Annotated in this window: 16 protein-coding genes; 3 read left to right on the top strand and 13 right to left on the bottom strand. The window is 62.4% G+C overall.

All coding sequences use genetic code 11. The features are described from left to right. Window positions 1–143: 143 nt before the first annotated feature. The 6 genes from PCO31010_RS13670 to PCO31010_RS13645 all read right to left on the bottom strand — a co-directional run bounded on the left by PCO31010_RS13670 (window position 144) and on the right by PCO31010_RS13645 (window position 9,559). Entirely contained in the window at window positions 144–1,262 is a 1,119-nt protein-coding gene (locus tag PCO31010_RS13670; protein WP_150664757.1) for a CaiB/BaiF CoA transferase family protein, read from the bottom strand. 113 nt (window positions 1,263–1,375) lie between these two features. Further along, a complete protein-coding gene (locus PCO31010_RS13665) occupies window positions 1,376–2,659 on the bottom strand; it encodes a CaiB/BaiF CoA transferase family protein (RefSeq protein WP_150664756.1) in 1,284 nt (427 codons plus the stop codon). A gap of 3 nt (window positions 2,660–2,662) precedes the next feature. Then, window positions 2,663–4,708, bottom strand: coding sequence for an aconitase family protein (locus PCO31010_RS13660; RefSeq protein ID WP_150664755.1), 2,046 nt, complete (start codon window positions 4,706–4,708; stop codon window positions 2,663–2,665). Window positions 4,709–4,836: 128 nt separating this feature from the next. Next, the gene (locus tag PCO31010_RS13655; RefSeq protein WP_150664754.1) at window positions 4,837–5,913 is read right to left on the bottom strand and encodes an ABC transporter substrate-binding protein; all 1,077 of its coding nucleotides are present in this window, start codon (window positions 5,911–5,913) and stop codon (window positions 4,837–4,839) included. Window positions 5,914–6,132: 219 nt separating this feature from the next. Then, window positions 6,133–7,107 carry a LysR substrate-binding domain-containing protein gene (locus PCO31010_RS13650; protein WP_246184604.1) on the bottom strand — a complete coding sequence of 325 codons (975 nt, stop codon included), beginning with the start codon at window positions 7,105–7,107 and terminating at the stop codon, window positions 6,133–6,135. A gap of 655 nt (window positions 7,108–7,762) precedes the next feature. Further along, complete coding sequence (locus PCO31010_RS13645; RefSeq protein ID WP_217426164.1) at window positions 7,763–9,559, bottom strand: ABC transporter permease; 1,797 nt, start codon at window positions 9,557–9,559, stop codon at window positions 7,763–7,765. Window positions 9,560–9,857: 298 nt separating this feature from the next. Here PCO31010_RS13645 and PCO31010_RS13640 point away from each other — a divergent pair, with 298 nt between their 5' ends. The 3 genes from PCO31010_RS13640 to PCO31010_RS13630 are packed head-to-tail and all read left to right on the top strand — an operon-like array spanning window position 9,858 to window position 12,306. Then, window positions 9,858–10,967 carry an ABC transporter ATP-binding protein gene (locus PCO31010_RS13640; protein WP_150664753.1) on the top strand — a complete coding sequence of 370 codons (1,110 nt, stop codon included), beginning with the start codon at window positions 9,858–9,860 and terminating at the stop codon, window positions 10,965–10,967. Between the two features lie 59 nt (window positions 10,968–11,026). Next, complete coding sequence (locus PCO31010_RS13635) at window positions 11,027–11,821, top strand: thymidylate synthase (protein WP_150664752.1); 795 nt, start codon at window positions 11,027–11,029, stop codon at window positions 11,819–11,821. Then, window positions 11,818–12,306, top strand: coding sequence for a dihydrofolate reductase (locus tag PCO31010_RS13630; protein ID WP_039399412.1), 489 nt, complete (start codon window positions 11,818–11,820; stop codon window positions 12,304–12,306). The genes PCO31010_RS13635 and PCO31010_RS13630 overlap by 4 nt, the downstream gene beginning before the upstream one ends. A gap of 56 nt (window positions 12,307–12,362) precedes the next feature. Here PCO31010_RS13630 and PCO31010_RS13625 read toward each other — a convergent pair whose 3' ends face one another. The 7 genes from PCO31010_RS13625 to pmbA form a co-directional block, all read right to left on the bottom strand. Next, window positions 12,363–13,802 carry a sensor domain-containing diguanylate cyclase gene (locus PCO31010_RS13625; RefSeq protein WP_150664751.1) on the bottom strand — a complete coding sequence of 480 codons (1,440 nt, stop codon included), beginning with the start codon at window positions 13,800–13,802 and terminating at the stop codon, window positions 12,363–12,365. A 317-nt stretch (window positions 13,803–14,119) separates the two neighbouring features. Continuing rightward, complete coding sequence (locus PCO31010_RS13620) at window positions 14,120–14,833, bottom strand: ABC transporter ATP-binding protein (protein ID WP_039399416.1); 714 nt, start codon at window positions 14,831–14,833, stop codon at window positions 14,120–14,122. Continuing rightward, entirely contained in the window at window positions 14,830–15,630 is an 801-nt protein-coding gene (locus PCO31010_RS13615; protein ID WP_150664750.1) for an ABC transporter ATP-binding protein, read from the bottom strand. The genes PCO31010_RS13620 and PCO31010_RS13615 overlap by 4 nt, the downstream gene beginning before the upstream one ends. 18 nt (window positions 15,631–15,648) lie before the next feature. After that, the gene (locus PCO31010_RS13610; RefSeq protein ID WP_150576667.1) at window positions 15,649–16,524 is read right to left on the bottom strand and encodes a branched-chain amino acid ABC transporter permease; all 876 of its coding nucleotides are present in this window, start codon (window positions 16,522–16,524) and stop codon (window positions 15,649–15,651) included. A gap of 13 nt (window positions 16,525–16,537) precedes the next feature. Then, the gene (locus tag PCO31010_RS13605) at window positions 16,538–17,419 is read right to left on the bottom strand and encodes a branched-chain amino acid ABC transporter permease (protein WP_039399422.1); all 882 of its coding nucleotides are present in this window, start codon (window positions 17,417–17,419) and stop codon (window positions 16,538–16,540) included. Between the two features lie 127 nt (window positions 17,420–17,546). Then, entirely contained in the window at window positions 17,547–18,698 is a 1,152-nt protein-coding gene (locus PCO31010_RS13600; RefSeq protein ID WP_150664749.1) for an ABC transporter substrate-binding protein, read from the bottom strand. Between the two features lie 218 nt (window positions 18,699–18,916). Then, complete coding sequence (gene pmbA / locus PCO31010_RS13595) at window positions 18,917–20,275, bottom strand: metalloprotease PmbA (RefSeq protein WP_150664748.1); 1,359 nt, start codon at window positions 20,273–20,275, stop codon at window positions 18,917–18,919. Window positions 20,276–20,366: the final 91 nt, after the last annotated feature.

The following is a 20,366-nucleotide window of genomic DNA, read 5'->3' as shown; positions in this document are numbered from 1 at the left end:
GTCGGGTCATGGGCATGTCGTTATCGATCAGCAACGACTCTACGCGATGGGCCTCCGGACTTCGCGTCTCCCGACGTCGAAAAATTGTGACATTCGGTAACGTGCCTGCGGTCGACGAGTCACCCGCCTGGCGACAATCGATGTCATGGCAGCAGCGTCTCGCGCAATTGCGCAAACAGCGGATGCGTCATCGCCTCCTCCAATCGGAGTACCGGCGTCACACAGCAATCGACATCGCCGAAACGCGCGACCCAGTCGGCTTGCGTCGCGCCCGCAAACACCGCCATCAGCTCAGCGCGCAATGCGAGCGCATCGTCTCCGCCGACCGCCTGTCCAAGCGACCAGTGACGAGTCTTCCAATCGCTGCGGCCAAGCACATCGCACAGCGACTCCCAGAATTTCAGCTCGAGCGCACCGACCGCCATGTACCGACCGTCCTTCGTGCGATAGACCTGATAACAGGGCACGCCACCGTTAAGGAGATCCTTTCCTGCGCGCGACACGTGCCCCTGGCGATGCATCGCCACCGCCGGCACGACGTTCGAGCGGAACACCTCGTGCGTCATCGAAATGTCCAGCCAGCGCCCGCGCCCGGTGCGTTGCGCGGCGACCAACGCCGCCAGCACCTCCTGAACCGCAGCCTGAGCGCCGCCGTAGAGATCGCCGATCTGAAAGTTGGGGACGATGGGGGCGTCCCCCGCATCGCAAAGCTGATCGAGTACGCCCGCGTACCCAATGTAGTTGATGTCGTGCCCGGCGGCTTGCGCCATCAACCCTTGCTGGCCGTAACCGGAAATCGACGCCATCACCAGCGATGGCCGCACACGTGCCAGCGCCTCGTACCCGAAACCCAGACGCGCCATCACGCCAGGGCGAAACCCTTCAAGCAGCACATCGGCATGAGCAACGTGGTCGAGGAAGCGCTTCCGATCCGCGTCGCTCTTAAGATCGAGGCGTTCGACGGTCTTGCCGCGATTGAGCAGTCGCCAGAAAGCGCTAGGGGGCGAATCGTCATCGCCCAGCATCATTTCCCTGGCGTAGTCGCCTGCGCCCTTGTCTTCGATCTTGATGACGTGTGCGCCCATTTCCGCAAGACGCAACCCGGCAAGCGGACCCGGCAGAAGACGCGTGAGATCGAGTACCGTCACGCCCGATAACGGCTTATCAGGCTGTTGGGACTGCGACGAAAGTGGAGATGAGGAAGACGAAGCAGACAATGCAGACGTTTCGCGTGAGTGGGCAGCGTCGAGCGGTTCAGTCATGACAGTCCGGGTGGCGTGTTGGCGGTAGACGTTCATACCGTACCGCGCCCCACCCGGTGCCCGCAAGCAGACAACACGCCGACTTCCTTCGGAAAAGGCTTATTTCAGCGCGCTCAGCTTTGATTTGCGCTGTCCTTCCAAAAAACGGGACCGGCGGTATCGCCCGCGCCGGATGCATCGTCCGGCGTCGATCCGTCCGCCGGTCCCGCCACCACCCCCTCGTTCAACAGGCGCTCGATCTGGTTATCGGGATACCCCAGATCTCTCAGAATTTCGCTTGTGTGCTCACCCGCCGCCGGCAACGCGCGACGCGCGGGCAATCGTTGCCCTGCCATCGTGATCGGCAGCAACGGCACTTTCGTTTGCTCACCCGTTTCCGTCGTCAAGTCACCCAAGCCGCCGCTGGCAAGCAAATGCGGGTCATCGAACAACGCGGCGGGCTGCACGATCGGCGCAAAAGGCAAACCATGACGCTCGAACGCCGCCGCGAGGTAGCTGGCGTCGAAACCCTGGATCATTTCGCGCAACAACGGAAGCAACCAGTCGCGTGCCCTCACGCGGTCATTGTTCGTGGACAGTCGCGGGTCGTCTGCCAGATCGTGACGTCCGAACACGTCGCAGAAAATGCGCCACTGCGTATCGCTGACGACGGCGAGGAAAATCTGCACGCCGTCGCGCGCAGCAAAGACGTCGTAAATACCCCACGCGGACACACGCGCGGGCATTGGATCGGGTGCCACACCGGTCACTGCGTACTGTTGCATGTGCTGCGCCGCGAGCAATACGCAATTCTCGAAAAGCGCGCCCTGCACTTCCTGCCCGCGTCCCGTGGTCTTTCGCTCGTAGAGTGCGGCCAACGCAGCGAGCGCACCGAACACACCGCCCATGATGTCGTTGACCGATGTCCCCGCACGCAACGGTTGGCCCGGCGGTCCCGTCATGTACGCAAGTCCCGCCATCATCTGCACGACCTCATCCAACGCAGTGCGCGTAGCGTAAGGCCCCGGCAGAAACCCCTTCAGCGAGACGTAGACCAGCGCCGGATTCAGCCGTGACAACGTTGCGTAGTCCAGTCCGATTTGCCGCATCCGCCCGGGCTTGAAATTCTCCGTCACCACGTCCGACGTACTGATGAGCCGCAGTATCAGCTCTCGCCCTTCGGGCCGCGTGACATCCACGACCAGACTCCGCTTGTTGCGGTTGAAGGCACGGAAAAAGCCCGCACCGGTCCCCAGCAGATGACGCGTGGCGTCGCCACCGATCGGCTCCACTTTGATGACATCGGCCCCGAGGTCGCCCAGCACCATGCCGCACGCCGGCCCCATGACCATGTGTGAAAATTCCACGACACGAATGCCTTGTAACGGCATCGGTGTCGCAGAGGTGACATCCGGCATCTGCTACCCTCCCCTGCCCGCGTGCGACGCCCCACTGGAACCTCGGCCCGGCGCTGCAAGCGCTGCGGGATGAGAGACCGGATGAGACGTAAATCCATCGCGTTGTAATTGATCGAAACCCACGATATATCCCGCCAAAGCGCTCGCGGCCACGGTGGCCGGGCTGCCAAGCCACATCTGTCCGGGGCCCGAACGCCCGGGGAAATTGCGATTCTGGGCGCTGATGACCACCTCGTCGGACGTTTTGGAAACGCCCGGTCCGGCATTGACGCACGCACCACATCCGGGCGAGAGCATCGTCACGCCTGCCGCCTTGAAAACATCCGCATACCCCTGCGCCTCACACCATGCGCGCACGTCTTCGCTGCCGTACTGCAGGTAGAAGCGCACGCCGTCTGCAACGCGGTGCCCTTGCGTCAATCCCCAGGCAAGAACGTCATGGCAGGCCCGCAGATCGTCGCGCTTACTGCCGGTGCACGACCCGCCGTAAGCAATATCGATGGCGACCTCTGCCGACAAATCCGCCAGCGCAATGCCGTTGCCCGGATCTCCGGGACTCGCCACCATCGCCCCCAGCGACGCGCAATCGATCTCGATGACATGGGCGTACGATGCTTGCGGATCGCTTTTCATCCATGCGTCGAGCGTGAAGTCGATGCCGCGCCGCTCGCGCAGGTAGCGGACCGTTTCCGCGTCCGGCACCACCAGTCCGGTGAGTCCGCCGATTTCGGCCACCATGTTGGTCAGCGTCGCGCGCTCGTCGGTCGACAAGTGCGCAACGGCTTCGCCTGCGAACTCGATGATCTGCCCAATGGCGCGTCCATCGCGAATGTACGGAAGATGAAGCAGGTGCAACGCCAGATCTTTCGCGCCGACGCCCGCAGGCAAACGCGAGCGCAGATGTACAAGGCACGTTCCGGGCACGGCAAGTCTCGCGTCCCCGGTGAGCCACGCATTGGCCATTTCGGTCGCACCGACACCGAAAGCGAACGCACCGATGGCACCACAATGCGGTGTGTGTGAATCGGTGCCGACAATCACCTGTCCCGGCAACGCATAGCGCTCGAGCATCAACGCGTGGCAGATGCCCTCCGAACCACCGGCTGCGGCACGTCCGTGCAGACGCAGCCCATGCTGGGCGCAAAACTCGCGCTGTACCGTACCAAGACGTCGTGCAGCGTCCACGATCTGTGGGGGCCGAGTGCCATCGGCGGAGATGGCATCGAGATGCGTCAGATGATCTTCAAAGCACAGCACCGACGCGACGTCGCGTAGCGCAGGTATCTCGTCGCCATAGGCGTGGCGCAGGAAACTCACGGCCATCGGCGTCACGTATTCATGCGAGAAGCGCCAGTCTGCGGGGACGAACACCGCATCTCCCGCCCGTACGCGGGCAACGCCCAGCGCTCGCGCAATGATCTTTTCTCCGTAAGTCATCGCGCCGGGGGCATGCGCAGGCTGCGGCGGTAAGAGTTCTCCGCACAACCTTCGCTGCGTATAGCCGAACAGCCCACCGCTACGCACGATGGCCTCGGCCAGTGGATCGCAATCTTCGAGAAACGCTTCGATGGGGATCGTCTCGCCATCCTGCAAACGCTCAGCCAACGTCAGATCGGTCGACATCAGCAGACCGAGGTTCTGACAGTTCTGCGCATAGATGCGCTCGAAGCTCTCGGCGATCACGATACGGATACCGGCGCACCGTTCTGCGAACGGGCTGGCTTCACGCGACGATCCCTTGCCACGTCGCAGCCCCGCCACGGACAACGCAAAACCGCCTTCGCGCACCGCCTTCTGTGTGACAGGAAACACGCCTGTTGCGTCGCTCGAATCGTCATGGCATCGCAACCCTACGTAGACGTAGTCGCCAAGCGATTCGTCGAACGCCAGACAAGCGCGCGCCGGTGTCATTTCGTCGGTGGAAATCTGGTCGCGCAGTGTTCCGGCTTCGGCACGCGTCAGCGTTTCCCCCCTCAATTGACGGGTCATGGCTTCGGCACTGGCGCTCAACCACAGCACACGGCCGTTCAGTCGCACGGTGGCTTGCATGAGATCGCTCCTCGAATGTTCCCGCATGGGTTCACCCATTTCGATCGCAAGTTACGTGCCGACGCAGCATGCGGCAGCGTGGAAAAAGTGAAGTCATTTCGTCCAAACACACGTTCGTCGGATAGCGCTCAGGGATATTGGCGATTCGCCTGCGTAGCGAACGTGTTGGTCCAGGTATCGCCCAACCGGATCTGTGACGGCTTGACCTCCGGCGTGAACGACGCCAGCGCTTTCAATGCGGTCGCCGGACCATCGGCGGGCATCATGCCGTCCGGGGAAAAGGCTTCGCGACAGTTCGCGAACGCCTTCAGATAAAGCGTCTTGTCGCCGAGGAGATAAGGTTCCGGCACCGTTTTAAGCAACTGCGCTGCCGTTGCGTGTTGCAGCCATTTGTCCGCACGTACGATCGCGTTGGCCAGTGCCTGCACCGTACGTGGGTTCTTCTGGATGAAGCTCTGTGGTGCGTACATCACCGCCGCAGGCATCGGACCTCCGAACATTGCGCGGGTGCCAGCCTGCGTACGCGTGTCGATGAGTACCTTCACGTCGCCGGACTCCTGCAACAACGTCATCATCGGGTCTACGTTGGAAACGGCATCGATCTGTCCGTTACGGGCCGCCGCGATCACCGTCGCATTGCTACCCACGCCGACGATAGAGACATCGGTGGGTTTGAGGCCTGCTTTGGTCAGAGCCACGCTCACCAACATATGCGTGCTTGAACCGGGCGCGCTGACGCCGACACGCATCCCCTTCAGATCCTTGACAGACTTCACTTCGCCCGCCTTGGTCTTGACGACGCCGAGGACCAGTTGCGGCGCTGCGCCCAGCACGACGAACGACTGATAAGTCAGTCCCTTGGTCTGCATGAGCAGCGTGTGTTCGAACGCCCCCGTGCCGACGTCCGCACTTCCGCCAACGACCGCCTGCAGCGCTTTGGAACCACCGGCGAAGTCGTCGATCGTGACGTCGAGGCCTTCGTCCTTGAAGTAGCCCAGTTGTTCGGCAATCGTCAGGGGCAAATAGTAGAGGCCGGGCTTTCCGCCTACGGCGATGGTGATCTTCGGCTTTTCGAGGGGTTGGGCCGGCGCAGCGGAGGCTCCCCCGCTCAGGCTGAGTGCTATGAGGCCCAGCGCCATCAGCGTGAGAACAAGAATCAGACGTCCCACGGCTTCGCGCACACGGCGCGCTTCGGCATGTGTCATCGCGTGTCTCCTCCCGCACAATGCGAGATACGGCGCGCCCCGGCTCGTCGGCCGGAATCGCTATCGGCCCCCAGAGCATCCGTCGGCCTAAAGGCGACGGCAAGAGGTGTTTCGGCATGCCAGACATCGCGGTTCACGATGTATGCCGCGTCAACCTCCCCTTTGACATGGTCCGATGAGGGTTTGCACCGACCATCGGGCGCGTCGTCGCGCTGCGGTTCAGGTGCGCTCCGCACCCTCCGCGCTTCCGCAATCGTCCACTAGCTCCGTTCCCTCCGCTGTTCCCGTTACGTTACGTGCGCACAGGTGGTCGACCAGCATGCGCGACGCAACGGGCAACGCATCGTACCTGCGCACGCACACGACCAGCCGCCGCTCTGCCCAGGGATCTGTCAGCGGCACGATACGCAACGCTTCTCCGTCCGGCACTTGCGAATAGATGCCGACCGCCTCGCGCGGCGCAATCGCCAGGCCAAGCTGCGCCCTCACCATCCGGCACACCGCTTCGAACGTTGAGACGTGGATTCGGAATTTGACCGTCTTGCCCTGTTCAGCGGCAAGGCGTCGGAAGACGGTGTACATCGCGCTATCCGGATGCACACCGATCTGGTCGAAGTCGAGGGTTTCGATGAACGCGAGTTGCTCGACGCAAGCGAGCGGATGATCCCGGTGAAGGACCGTGACGATCTGATCGTGGCGATAAGGGAAAACTTCGACGTCGCGGGTGTCGACTGCGTCCCAGCAGATACCGATGTCGGTCGCCCCATCCGCCACACCGCGCACCACTTGCGCGCTCGTATGTTCTTCGAGGTCGACCTTCACCCCTTCGTGGCGGCGCAGAAAGGCACCCAGTTCATCGGGTAATGTTTCGACAATCGAGGAAACGTTGGCGAAGATGCGGATGTGACCGCGTACGCCGCTTGTGTACTCGGACAGGTCGCCCTGCATCTTCTCGAGACTGCGAAGTACGTTACGTGCGTGATGCAGTAGCGCCTCGCCCGCCGGCGTCGCTCGCACACCCCACTTGTGGCGCTGGAGGAGCGCCGATCCGACCAGCGATTCGAGATCGTTGATCCGTTTGCTGACGGCCGAGGGCGCAATGAACTCACGCTCGGCTGCACGGGCAATGCTGCTCTCTTCACAGACAGCGACAAACAGCCGCAACGAGACAAGATCGATCCGCCATAGCGCCATGCCGGTCTCCCGAAGGCACTGCATTGCCAGCGATTTTGCGGCGCAGGTGACAAAAATGCCACTCGGGGCCACCCCTGACGACACCGGAAAACAACACTTATCCGGCGACCAACGTCCGCCAATCTACGTCTACCTACGTCAACTTAGGCCGTCGATGCCATCAAGGCGAAGGCCGAAGCGCCCGATAAGGTGCGCAAAGTCTCTGGGGGAACGGGTATCGGGCATGCAAAGGTGTGTGACGTCAATGCAACAAAACCGACACAGGACCAAAAGGTTGCACGCCACCATCGGACGTCTTGCGTCCGGTGAAATGTCCTCACGTCGGTCCCTCCCAGGACAACCGCCTAGCGCATCGCTCCGGTCAGCAACACGGCACTCCAGCCGCCGTCAGCCGTATTGAGCGGTGCCACCTCGGGCGGTGGTGCCAACGCCAAGGCCATGAACAGCCAACATTTGCAAATGACGATCGCAATCATTTTTGTTGACGCTCAATCATCCCGGCTTAGTTGCCGGGATGATTTGACTATAGTGCGGCGCTATCGGGGCGGCAACTGTGAAACGTCTCTAGATTTGATAAAACGCAGGGCGGATGATCGTTCCGCCCCTGTCTTCGAAGCGGCATTTTGCGTGAAGAAACCGGCAGACCGGTCGCCCCTCAGGCGCGCCGTGCAATGGCCCGGGCCAGCACCAACACCGGCAGCAGCCCCACCAGCACCAGCGTCAGAGCCGGGACAGCGGCTTCGGCGAGCCGCTCGTCAGCGGCGAGATGGCTGGTGACCACGGCGAGCGTGTCCATGTTGAACGGCCGCAACGCGAGCGTGGCCGGCAGTTCCTTCATGACGTCGACGAACACCAGCAGAGCTGCCGTCAGTACGCTGCCTCGCAACAACGGCAAATGCACGCGACGCAGCATCGACCAGCCGCCCACGCCGAGACTGCGCGCGCTGGCGTCTAGATTGGGCGCAATACGGGCAAATCCTGCATCGACGCTTTGCAGCGCCGCAGGCAGGAAGCGTACGAGGTATGCGTAGATCAGGACGCCGCCCGTACCGGCCAATACCAGCCCGTTTGCCCCGAGCACGCTCCCCATCCATGTGTCGAGATGCAGCACCGGGGTGAGAATGCCCAGCGCGATGACCGCCCCGGGAATCGCGTAGCCCACCCCCACGAGGCGTACCGCAATACGTGTGATACGTCCGGGCGCAAGTCGCTGCGCGTAGCCAAGCACGATGGCAAACGCGCACGCGACCACCGCCGCCACCGCCGCCAACCGCACGGTGTTATAGACCCACTCGCCATAGCGCGGCCAAGGCACTTGATCCAGTTCCGAGACAGCCAGGCGCAGCATGATGATCGCGGGCAGTGCAAACCCCACTATCAACGGCAGGGCGCAACCAGCGGCAGCCAGTACGCCACGCCACCCACGCAGTGCCGTTCGGCGTGACGTCGTCGGCGCACGCCCCGGTGCCCCGTAATACCGCAACCGCGTACGGCTACGCGCTTCTGCCATCAGCAAAAGCAGAACAGCGAATAGCAGGCATGCCGACAGTTGAGCCGCCGCGACGCGGTCGCCCATCGACAGCCACGCGCGGTAGATGCCCGTTGTGAACGTCGGCACCCCGAAGTAGGCCACTGCGCCGTAGTCGGCCAACGTCTCCATGAGCACGAGCGCGACGCCCGCCACCAGCGCCGGACGCGCGAGCGGCAGCGCTACGCGAAAGAACGCTTGCAACGGAGTGCACCCCAGCGTGCGTGCCGCTTCAAAGAAGCGCTGGCTGTGCTCCGCAAACGCCGTACGCGCCAGCAGATAGACATACGGATAGAACGCTCCCGCGAAGACCCATGCCGCGCCGTACCACGAACGAATCTCGGGAAACCACGTCACGCGATCAACGACCAGCACGCGACGAAGCGCGCTTTGCACCGGCCCGGCGAATTGAAGGAAATCGGTATACGCGTAGGCCGTGACGTAAGCGGGCATGGCCAGCGGCAGAATCAGCGCCCACTCCAGCACACGACGACCGGGAAATGCGTAGTGAACGACCAGCCACGCGGTACCGACGCCCATCACAAGCACCCCGCCACTCACGGCCAGCGAGATGCGTAGTGAGTTGAGCGCGTACTCCGGCAGCACCGTACCAAGCATGTGGGCAAGCACGGCGCGGGTGTCGGCATCGCCCGCCCCCAGCGCCGCCACGATGCCGAACATGGGCACAAGCACGATCAGCGCGGGAATCCATGCCACCAGCCGCCAGCCGAAAACACCTGCAGAGCGCCAGCCTCGTCTACGCCCGCCGGGGTTCGACGATCTGCCGGACCCCGCCTGTGCGTGCTCGACGTCGCCTTTGGCGACCGTCGTGGCGAATGCCTGCGAATCGCCGGGGAACCGGTCGGAAGGCACATCGGGAGAAACAGAATCGGTGGCGGCGCGTGACTGGGGCGTCGATGACATCAGGAAAGGTCGGGATTGGGGTCAGGAAAAGCGGTGAATGCGTGGAAAATGGAAAACAAATCTACGTCGTCGGCCATCGTCCTCAAGCCTCAGACTACTTAAAGTACGTATTGCCTGAGGGAACCGCGAGGTATTCTCCGGTCTAATGCGTTGCAAATGCGTTGTAAATTATACGCATTCGCAACTGCGACTCTGACGCGGCCACTCACGGAAAGTGCCCGCGCTTTTTGCAAAGCCGCCGTTCGCTTACCTGAATTCCCCCGCGACCCCGTCCCGACCTACGTTCGTTACGACACCAATGCCACTGCCTTATCTCCTGCTCGACCACATCTCCGTTAGCTACGACACCACAGGTCAGACGCATATCGCGGTTCGTGATCTGTCGCTGTCCCTGGCGCGCGGTGAGATCGGCTGCCTGCTGGGCCCATCGGGATGCGGTAAGACGACGGTGCTGCGTGCGGTGTGCGGTTTCGAGCCACTGGCCGGCGGCCGGATCGTGCTTGATGGCCACGAAGTCGCCAACGCGCAGTTGAGTGAGCCGCCTGAGCGGCGTCACGTCGGCGTGGTGTTCCAGGACTACGCGTTGTTTCCACACCTGAACGTCGCGCAAAACATCGGCTTTGGCATTAGCCGCACGGCGCGAGTGGAGCGTCAGGCTCGCGTCGAGATGCTGGCCGAGCGGGTCGGTCTGGCGGGAACATTAAAGAAGTACCCGCATGAACTGTCCGGGGGGCAACAACAACGCGTGGCGCTTGCCCGCGCCTTGGCACCCGCGCCTGCATTGCTCCTCCTCGACGAGCCCTTCTCGAACCTCGACCTCGACCTGCGCGAGCGTCTGGCCGTGGAGGTTCGGGAGATCATTCGAGCCAGCGGCGCGACGGCGATTCTCGTCACGCACGATCAGCATGAAGCCTTCGCGATGGCCGACCGCATTGGCGTCATGCACGCGGGCGCCATCGCGCAGTGGTCCCCGGCACGTGAACTCTGGCGGACCCCGGCCAATCGGGTCGTCGCAGACTTTATCGGGCGCGGCGCGCTCATTCCCGGCACGTTCCGGGGCAACGTCGATGGCGGGGGTATCTCGCTTGAAATCGGAGAAATCGCCGTCTCGCCCACGCTCGCCGACAAGCTGATCCGAAACGCCGCCCGCGATACTTACCCCGTAAGTGTCGACGTCCTGCTTCGCGCAGACGACATTGCCCACGACCCCGCAAGTCCGTTCGAAGCCACACTCGTACGTCGTGCATTTCGCGGGGCCGATCAGTTGTACACGCTGCGTCTCGCGTCCGGCATCGAAGTGGTCGCGCGCGTCGACGGCGAACTGACGCATGAGGTCGGCGACCGCGTCGGACTACGCCTGACGGTGCAGCATCCGGTGGCATTCGCCGCCGCTCAGGCCGCCGTCTGACCGCAGGCAAGTACCACGTCACTCGGAGGCTGGTAAAATCCCGCAAAACGGATGGGCCTATGAAACAGTACCTAGACTTCATGCGCCATGTACTCGAACATGGCACAGACAAAACCGACCGCACGGGCACGGGCACGCGCTCGGTGTTCGGCTATCAGATGCGCTTCGACCTGCAGGAAGGGTTCCCGCTCGTCACCACGAAAAAAGTGCACATCAAATCGATCGTGCATGAACTGCTGTGGTTCCTGCAAGGCAGCACCAACGTGCGCTATTTGCAGGAAAACGGCGTCTCCATCTGGAACGAATGGGCGGATGCCGAGGGTGAACTCGGCCCCGTCTACGGCGCGCAATGGCGCTCGTGGCCGACACCCGATGGCGGTCACATCGACCAGATTACGCAGATCGTGGACCAGATCCGCTCGACACCGGACTCACGCCGCCTGATCGTGTCCGCATGGAACGTCGGCGAGATTCCGCGTATGGCGCTGCCTCCGTGCCATGCGTTCTTCCAGTTCTACGTCGCCGATGGCAAGTTGTCCTGCCAGCTTTATCAGCGTAGTGCGGACATCTTCCTCGGGGTGCCGTTCAACATCGCCAGCTACGCATTGTTGACGCACATGGTGGCGCAGCAAACGGGCCTGGATGTGGGTGACTTCATCTGGACCGGTGGCGACTGCCATCTGTACAACAATCACCTCGAACAGGTGCAGACGCAGCTCGCGCGCGCGCCGTTCCCGCTGCCTAAGCTGGAGATCGCGCGCAAGCCCGATTCGATCTTCGATTACAAGTTCGAAGACTTCCATATCACCGGATACGAAGCACATCCGCACATCAAGGCGCCGGTGGCCGTATGACGATTCTGACGCTTGTGGTCGCCCGCGCCGAGAATGGCGTGATCGGGCGTGACAATCAGTTGCCGTGGCGTTTGCCGGAAGACCTTGCACACTTCAAGCGCACCACGCTGGGCAAGCCCATCGTCATGGGACGCAAGACGTTCGACTCGATCGGACGTCCGCTGCCCGGACGTCGCAACATTGTGGTTTCCCGCAATCCCGACCTGAAAATCGACGGCTGCGAAGTCGCTGGCTCGCTGGTGGATGCCATGCGGCTGTGCGTCGGTGTGGAGGAAATTTGTCTGATCGGCGGTGCGCAGCTGTATGCCGAATCGCTTGCCAGTGCAGACAAGGTCGTCGTAACGGAGATCGCCAAAGCGTTCGAGGGCGATGCGCACTTCCCGGACCTCCCCGCCGCCCAATGGCGTGAGACGGCACGCGAAACGCATCACTCCCCTGCCCCGAACGATTTCGACTATTCGTTCGTGACTTACGAGCGCGTCTGACGCGACTCGCTTCGGTGTCTGTGCCGATCGGCTCAGACACCTACCCACGCACTAGCTCACGCACTCAGATTGGCACGCGGCGCATCAGCAGCCGCGCCGCCAACGTCCTCACCATCGGACGGCAATCCCTGCGCAACCTGAACACGATCGCGGCCAAGACGCTTGGCTGCGTAGAGTGCTTCGTCCGCTAGCGCGATCAGCCGGTCAGGCATGTCTCGGGCATTCCCCTGCTGCGGTACGTTGGTTGCGCACCCGACACTGACGGTGACACGTCCTTGCGGTCCCGGGCAAGGCTTCGCCAACGCACGTACGCTCTCCGTGACCCGAGTCGCCACGAACAGCGCGCCACGCTCGTCCGTATCGGGCAGCACGATCACGAACTCCTCGCCGCCGTAGCGGGCGACGAGATCGGCTGGCCGATGCGTGGCCCGCATCAGCGCAAGCGCGACATGCTCAAGGCACTCGTCGCCCACCGGGTGACCGTAGGCGTCGTTGTAGCGTTTGAAATAGTCGACGTCGATCATCAGCAGCGAAAGCGGTCGCCCCGCACGGCGCGCCTGCTCGTAATCACTGGGGAATCGGTCGTTGAAATACCGGCGGTTGTAGATACCGGTCAGGGCGTCACGATTGCTGTATTCGATGAGGCGCAGGTGCGCCCGGGTGAGTTCGCGATACAGCCGCGTCACTTCCCACACGAGCACGCAGACCAGCAGCCCCGGCGCCGACATACTGAAAAAGCGCGCGAGATACCAACCCAGTGAGAAGCGAACCGTACTCATCAGGCTGAGTACCGTGTCCGTCACGCAGGCAAGCACAGCAAGCGCCACCCAGAGGTCGAGTACCGTGCGCAACCGCCCGATGCCCAGCACGGCCCCGAGCGCAACAAGGTTCAGCACCAGCAGCACGATACCGACACCGCCGCTGGAGAAATCGCCAGGGGATGTGGCAGGCGATAGCGCCGGTGGAAGGGGGACGATCAATGCCGCCAGACAAAGCAGGACGCCGACGGCCAGTGGAATGCCGATATAGATGCCGATGCCCTTACCCGGTGAGGGCAATTGCGTGATGGATTGGGGCGCGAACAGGCGTCGCGAGATCATGGCGATCAGGACGAACGTAGGAAAACCCGCGTGCCAGAAAACCCAGATCCACCCGGAGGTCGTTGGCCTTGCGCCGAATAGCCCGTCCGGCGCGAAGAGCCCCGGAAAGGTGAGCAACTGCATGGCGACGGTGAGCGCCGTAAAGGCGTAAGCGCCCGCCAGCAAGCCGAAGACGGGCAGACGCGCCACCTGGAACTGTCCGCAGAGCAAGTACGCAACAATAGTGGCCGTCGTGAACACCGTCAGCCCGCACATCGGCAGGAACGGCGCGACCGCGGGCAGCACAGTCGTGGCTTGCGGTGCCGCGAGTATCAAGGCAGCGAGGATGGCGATCGCCAGACAGCCGGCAAACGCCCGTTGCCCTCGCGATGCACGCTCCATCAGAAAGCCGTCCATGGATCCCTCTTGCTGTGCCGAGCAGGATGCCGGTATGGCATCTCCCAAAACGACGCCGCGCAGACGTGTCGCGGGCAATTAGCGGCAGCATGCACCAATTCCGCCCGACTGCCAATCTGTGGCCGCGACAGTGCCCGTGCCGCCCGCATTGGCCTGTGATACACCCCATTGGCTACTAACGAAAAACGGCGTCGACGAGGCATCCGCAGATCCCCCGTCGACGCCGCTAGCGTCACATCGTCTGGTGGCCGCACAGCGTCTCATCTCAAACGCCCGTACGGTCGTACGTCCGTTTCAAAAACGCCGTTGCGTGGAACTTAACCGCCCAGATACGCCTCCAGCACTCGCGGATTGCCCAGCAGATTACGGCCGGTGTCGTCGAGCACGACTTTGCCCGTCTCCAGCACATAGCCGTGCTGCGCAATCTTCAGCGCCTGACGCACGTTCTGCTCGACCAGGAAGATGGTCAGGCCGTCGGCGTTGATCTCTTTGAGCGTTGCGAAAATGCCCTGGACGATGATTGGCGCGAGGCCCATGGACGGTTCATCGAGCAGCAACAGTTTCGGGCGCGCCATCAACGCACGACCGATCGCCAGCATCTGTTGCTCGCCGCCCGACAGGTTCCCGGCCATCTGGTCGATCCGCTCGGCGAGTCGCGGAAAACGCTCCAGCACCTTGTCCAGATCGGGCTTCACGTTCTGCTTGTCACGGCGCGTGTAGGCCCCCAGTTCGAGGTTCTCGCGAACGGACATCGTCGTGAGCGTGGCACGTCCCTCGGCCACCTGCACCAGCCCACGTTGCACGATCTTGTTGGGCGCCAGCCCGCCAATGTCCTCGCCTTCGAACAGAATCGTGCCAGCCTGCTTCTTGATGAGGCCGGACAGCGCCAGCAGCGTGGTGGACTTACCCGCCCCGTTCGCGCCTACGAGCGAGGTGATTTCGTGCTCGCGCAATGCAAAATCGACGCCCTTCACAGCCTCGATATGCCCGTAGGCCACTTTCAGGCCCTTCACTTCGAGCAGCGCGCTCATGCCTTGTCCTCCGCGCCAGCCGCCAACGCAGCCACATCGTCGTCGTCATCGCGGCCCAGATAGGCTTCGATAACCTGCGGGTTGTTCTTGATCTCGTCCGGCTTGCCCTCGGCGATGATGCGTCCGAAGTTCAGCACCGCGATACGCTCGCACAAGCCCATCACGAAACGCATGTCGTGCTCGATCATGAAGATCGTGTAACCACGTGCCTTGATGTTCTCGATCTCGCTCATGAGGTCGACCTTCTCGCCGGTGTTCATGCCCGCGACCGGCTCGTCGAGCAGCAGCAGCTTGGGCTCGGTCGCCAGCGCACGCGCCAGTTCGAGCTTGCGCTGATCGCCGTACGAAAGATTGTCGGCAATGTCGTACGCCTTGTGGTCGAGCTTGACCCACGACAGCAGTTCGTGGGCACGCTCGCGAGAGCGCTTCTCCATGTCGCGGAAGCCCGGCAGCGAGAGCAGCAAGCCCGCCGGACCATACGAGAGGTGACGGTGCATGCCCACCACCACGTTCTCGATCAGCGTCATCTCCTTGAAGATGCGGATGTTCTGGAACGTGCGAGCAATACCGCGCTGCGTAATTCGGTGCGGCTTTTCGCCGACCAGACTCTCACCGTTGAACGTGATGCTGCCGCCCGTGGGCTGCAACAAGCCCGTGATCAGGTTGAAGACAGTCGTCTTGCCCGCACCGTTCGGGCCGATCAGGCCGAAGATGGTGCCCTGCGGCACCTCGATGTTGACGTCCTGCAGCACGTGCAGACCGCCGAATCGCTTGGAAATATTGGAAAGCTTAAGCATGTCGTGTTCCCCGTCCGCTTACGTGGAAGAGGCCGAACGCGTCTTGCCGGCACGGAACCAACGGCGAAAACGCATCGGATCCCAGATGCCCTTGGGCAGGAACAACACGATCAGCACCAGAATCAAGCCGTTGACGACGAGACGGAAGTCGTTGAATGCGCGCAGCAATTCGGGCAGAAGCGTCAGAATCGTGCTGCCGAGCACCGGACCCACGAGACCATTGATACCGCCGAGGATCGCCATCGTCAGAATCTCGACGCCGCGATCGAAGCCGAATTCGTTCGGTCCGATGAAGAACGTCAGATGCGCATTGAGGGCACCGGCAAGACCAGCCAGCACCGCGCCGAGCACGAACGCCAGCATCTTGTAACCCGTGACGTTGATGCCCATGAGCCCCGCAGCCGTCTCGTCTTCCTTGATCGCCTCGAACGCACGGCCAACCTTGGAGCGACGCAGACGCCACAGCACGGCAAGCGCGATCACGACGGCGCCAGCCACATGCCACCACTGCGTGAGTTGCGGAATGCCGTTCAGACCGAGCGCGCCGCCCGTCAGGTCTTCCGTATTGAGGATGAGCACGCGCACGACTTCGCCGAAACCGAGCGTCGCCATCGCCAGATACACGCCCGACAGACGCAGCGTCGGCTTGCCGATGATGAACGCGACGAGCGCAGGTGCTGCCATGCCGCCTGCCAGCGACACCGCAAACGGCGTGTCGTAGTTCATCGTCAGCAATGCTGCGGTGTACGCACCGATTCCCATGAACGCGGCGTTGGCCATCGCCAGCATGCCGCACGAGAGCGTGAGATAAATCGACAGGGCCAGCAGCGCATTGGTGCCGAGAGTCAGCACCAGATTGCTATATACCGCCCAGAAATTATTGAACCAGTCCATTGCGCCCCCGTGATTACGCTTTGCGTTCGAGCACTTTGCCGAACAACCCCTGCGGACGCACCAGCAGGATCAGGAACAAGAGGCCGAACGCCACGGCGTCGCGCATGTTCGAGCCGATGTAGGCCACCGACAACACTTCGGCAAAGCCGAGGAACAAGCCGCCGATCATCGCGCCGCGAATATCGCCCATGCCGCCGAGAATGATCACCGCGATGCCCTTGTGCAGCATGGGTTGCCCCATGAGCGGGAACACGGCGTTGGAGTACAGGCCGATCAGCACACCCGCCATACCGCCCAGACCCGCTGCCGCGAACGACGTGGCGAGGAACAGTCCTTCGACGTTGATGCCGAGCAGGTACGCCGCCTTCGGCGACTCCGCGATTGCGCGCAGCGCACGTCCCAGTTGCGTCTTCTTGATCGTGGTGATGAGTACGGCCATCAGCGCGAACGAAATGAAGATGATCGCAAGTTCGAGCACCGTCATGTGGACGCCCGCCACCGTCAGGGTGTCCTGCGAGACGAGGTCGTACGGGAAGCGCAGGTTCTCTGCACCGAAGATGCCCTGCACACCGTTGTTGAGCAAAATACCCACACCAATGGTGGCGATCATCGGAATCAGGTGAGGCGCACCGCGCTTGCGCAGCGGTTTGAGCACGAGCACGTCGATGACCAGGCCGAGCAGGCCCGACACGATCACGGCCGTCACGATCGCCGCCCACAGCGGCAGATGCAGATGCACGACGGCTTGCAGTGCCGCATAGGCACCGACCATGAAGACCGCGCCGTGCGAGAGATTGATAACGCCAAGGATGCCGAACACGAGTGTGAACCCGAGCGCGAACAAGGCGTACACGCACCCGAGGGAGAGCGCGTTGACGAGTTGCTGTTCCAGCATGGTGTGTATTCCAGCCTGAGGGACGGAGGCACGCGTCGCAAGGGGGTGCGACGTGTACCAGAAACGCCGATGGGCGTAGCGCCTTTCGGCCCTACGCCCATGCGGACTTCTTCAAGTACTGCCGGGCTTACTTCTCGATGACGTACTTGCCGCCCTTCGTCACGCTGACGATCGGCGCTTGTTGTGCATCGTAGCCAGCCGGCTTGCCGCCCTTGCCCATTGCCTGACGGAACGCAAACTTGCCGGTCGCGCCATCATGCGTGACCTTCGGCAGCGCATCGCGCAGTGCCTTGCGGTCGGCCTCGAGGTTGCCGGAGATCTTCACGTTCTTGATCGCGCCCGCAGCGATGTACATCGCGTCGTACGACTGTGCGGCGAACTGATCCGGCGCCACGTTGTACTTCGCCTTGTAGGAAGCGATGAACTTCGTGTTGGCCGGCGTGCCGTTCTCGATCGACCACGGGCTACCCACCCACAGGCCATCCGAGCTGCCCTTGGCCAGATCGAAGATCTTGACCGAGTTCATGCCGTTGCCGCCGATGAAAGGCACGTTGATACCCAGTTGGCGGGCTTGCACCATGATCGGTGCGCCTTCGGCGATCAGCGCCGACAGCACGATGGCGTCCGGGTTCGATGCCTTGATCTTCGTGAGCTGCGCCTTGAAGTCCACGTCGCCCTTGGCGAACGTTTCGGTCGTCGTGACCGGGATCTTCAGGTCTTCGAGCGCCTTCTTGAAGTTGTCGTAGCCGCTCTTGGTGAAGACATCGTCGTTACCGTACAGCACGGCAACCTTCTTGATGCCCGTGTGCTTGGCCGCGACCTTGATGGTCTCCGGCAGCACGTCGGCTTCGGTCACCGAGTTGCGGAAGATGAAATCGCCGATGGAGGTAATGCCGTCAGCCGTGTTGGACGTGCCGAACGCGACCGTCTTGCCGGCTTGCGCGATCGGATCGGCAGCCTGCGCCGAGTTCGACAGCGTCGGGCCGAAGACCATGAGCACCTTGTCCTGGAAGATCAGCTTCTTGAAGACGTTGATCGCCTCTTCCTTCTTGCCCTGCTCGTCTTCGATCTGAAGCACGAGCTTGTTGCCGTTGATACCACCTGCGGCATTGATCTCGTCAGCGGCAAGCTGGAAACCGTTCTTGATGGCCGCGCCGTATTGCGCAGCGCCACCCGACAGTGCTTCGGCCACACCGATCTTCAGATCGGCTGCGTGGGCCGCAGCCACCATCCCCGTCGCGACAAGTGCGCTCAGCAACTTGGTCATGGTGCTTTTCATGAGTCCTCTTCCTCCAATACCTAGTCTCTAGTTATGAGAAGGCGCGCCTTATGAGCGCGCCCATTACCCTAACTACCGTGTCCGTTCTTAAGCCACGGCTTAAGAAAACTCCTAAGCATATCGCAAACTGCTTGTGACGGACACGATAATTGAGCATTTGCCCCGCAATGGCGCACAAATGCAACGCGTTTGTGGCGCCATAACGGATTTTGACAGCATCAATGACCGGCGATGGTCATTTGTTCAATCAGGATTGACCCGACCTCCTTCGTGCCACGCACCAGCGTGTCCGCGCCGATGGCGACAATCTGCCGGAACATGTCGTTCAGGTTGCCTGCGAGCGTGATTTCCTCGACCGGGTACTGGATCTCGCCGTTCTCGACCCAGAAACCGGACGCGCCGCGCGAATAGTCGCCCGTCACGTAGTTCACGCCCTGCCCCATCAATTCGGTCACCAGCAGGCCGGTGCCGAGCTTGCGCAGCATGGCGCGGAAGTCGTCCGTCGGCGCCGTGAGCTTGCTGTACATGCGCAGGTTGTGCGAGCCGCCCGCGTTACCGGTGGTCTGCATGCCGAGCTTGCGGGCCGAATAGGTCGACAGGAAGTAGCCTTGCACCACGCCATCGCTGACCACATCGCGAGCACGCGTTTTGACACCCTCTTCGTCGTACGGCGCACTGCCCATGGCGCGCGCCACGTGCGGGTCTTCATGGATACCTACGTGATCGGCAAACACCGGCTTACCCAGCGTGTCGACAAGGAACGTCGCCTTGCGATACAACGCACCGCCGCTAACGCCCTGAACGAATGCGCCCAGCAGTCCGGCTGCCAGCGGCGCTTCGAACAGCACAGCGCACTTGCGCGTCGACAGCTTGCGGGCATGCAAGCGCGCCAGGGCGCGATCCGCAGCGTATCGGCCCACGGCCTCGGGCGACGCCAGGTCGCCGGCCGCGCGCTTGGACGAATACCAGTCGTCGCGCTGCATATGACTGCCCGAACCCGCGATAGGCGAAACGGACAGGTAATGGCGCGAATACGGGTATCCGGAGAGGAAGCCGCGGGTCGTACCGAGCAGGAATTGGGAGTGCTGGGCGGAGACACCCGCGCCCTCGGAATTCTTGATCAACGGGCTGACGTCCAGCGCCGCTTTCTCGGCACGACGGGCCAGCTCGACGGCTTCGTCGGCGGTGATATCCCACGGATGGAATAGCGACAGGTCCTGCGGATGCATTTCGAGCAGTTCGGACTCCGCAAGCCCTGCGCAGTCGTCTTCCGCCGTGAAACGGGCGATGTTGTAGGCCGCATCGACCGTGTCGTGCAGCGCCTTGCGGGAGAAATCGGACGTGCTTGCGTTGCCGCGGCGCTGGCCAATGAAAACCGTCACGCCGACCAGTTTGTCGCGATTGCGCTCGATGGTCTCGACCTTGCCGCGCCGCACCGAGACCGACAGACCGTCGCCCTCGGAGATCTCCGCTGCTGCGTCCGTTGCGCCGAGCGAACGGGCGTACTGCAACACGTCGCTGACGATTTCCTTGAGTTGATCCTGGGTATGCGTGAAGTGCTGGGTCGCTTGGGACATCGGCGCGATTCGGTCAGTGGCTAAATAGGAACCGCCATCTTAGCGCGAGTTGCGCGCCGCCGTGCGGAGGTCCGGCAACTATTTGGACGCC

Origin of the sequence: Pandoraea commovens, from assembly GCF_902459615.1 — a bacterium.
Lineage (GTDB): Bacteria > Pseudomonadota > Gammaproteobacteria > Burkholderiales > Burkholderiaceae > Pandoraea > Pandoraea commovens.
This window is presented reverse-complemented; position numbering and strand designations above follow the sequence as displayed.